1 protein-coding gene is annotated in these 1,392 nt (G+C 66.2%); it reads left to right on the forward strand.

Translation table 11 applies throughout. From position 1 onward, the window contains the following. Nucleotides 1-81: 81 nt before the first annotated feature. A partial coding sequence (locus FIP57_RS22945; RefSeq protein WP_238993689.1) for an IS256 family transposase occupies nt 82-1,392 on the forward strand: 1,311 nt, incomplete at its 3' end.

A 1,392-nucleotide genomic window follows, 5' to 3' on the forward strand; every position in this document is an offset into this window, starting at 1 on the left:
GGGGGTGTCAGATGAGCTGTGTAAACGGTCGGGCTCGTCGGCGGGCAGGCTGTGCCTGCTCGTGGAAGGAGACCTACCGGTATGTCAGAGCAGAAGCCGACCTCGAAGTCCAAGTCCGCGCGGGTGCCTGAGGCACTCGGCACCGGGCTGGATGCCGAGATCGACCGGATCATCGCCAGGGCGCAGGCCGAGGGCCTGCAGCTGACCGGCAAGGAGGGCTTGCTGGGCGGGATGATCAAGAAGGCCGTCGAATCGGCGATGAACGCGGAGATGACCCAGCATCTGGGTTATGAGAAGTACGCGGTCGAGGGCCGCGGCAGCGGGAACTCCCGCAACGGCACCACGAGCTCGACGATCCAGACCAACGCCGGGCCGGTCGAGCTCGACAAGCCGCGGGATCGCAACGGCGAGTTCGACTCGGTCATCGTGCCCAAGGGCACCCGCCGGCTCGGCGAGTTCGAGGACATGGTGCTCTCCCTCTACGCGAAAGGGATGACCACCCGCGACATCGCCGAGCACCTCGAGATCACCTACGGCGCCGCGGTCTCTCACGAGACGATCGCGAACATCACCGACGCGATCAACGAGACCGTCAAGGAGTGGCGCAATCGACCGTTGGAGGAGGTTTACCCGATCCTCTACATCGACGCGATCCGGATCCGGATCCGCGATGGCGGTCAGGTCCGGATCAAGGCCTGCCACCTCGTCGTGGGCGTCGACATGGCGGGCCGGAAGCGGGTCCTGGGGATGTGGATCGAGGCCACCGAGGGCGCGAAGTTCTGGGCCGGGGTGCTCACCGAGCTCCGCAACCGTGGAATCCGCGACGTGCTGATCGTGTGCTGCGACGGCCTGACCGGCCTGCCGGACGCGATCACCGCGACCTGGCCGAAGGCGGTCGTGCAGACCTGCGTGGTGCACCTGATCCGCAACGCGATGCGGTTCGCGTCCTGGAAGGACCGCAAGGGCATCGCCGCCATGCTCCGACCCATCTACACCGCCCCCACCCTGGAGGCCGCCGAGCAGGCCCTCGAAGCGTTCGAGGACTCCAACCCCGGCAAGCGCTGCCCGGCCGCGGTCGAGGTGATGAAGCGGTCCTGGGAGGAGTTCATCCCGTTCTTGGAGCTGCCCGAGGAGATCCGCCGGGTCGTCTACACCACCAACGCGATCGAGTCGATGAACTTCCAGCTACGCAAGGTCACCAAGAACCGAGGCCAGTTCCCCTCCGACGAGGCCGCCTACAAGCTGCTCTATCTGGCGATCTGCGACATCGAATCACGGACCACCACGAGAGGAGGAGGCAAAGAGAAGAAGCTCCTCATGCGCGGCGCCGCCAGCCAGCACTGGACCGCCGCGCTCAACCAGTTCGAACTGCACTTCCCGGGGCGACTGCCC

It is taken from the genome of Nocardioides caldifontis (assembly GCF_008087345.1).
Classification (GTDB): domain Bacteria; phylum Actinomycetota; class Actinomycetes; order Propionibacteriales; family Nocardioidaceae; genus Marmoricola_A; species Marmoricola_A caldifontis.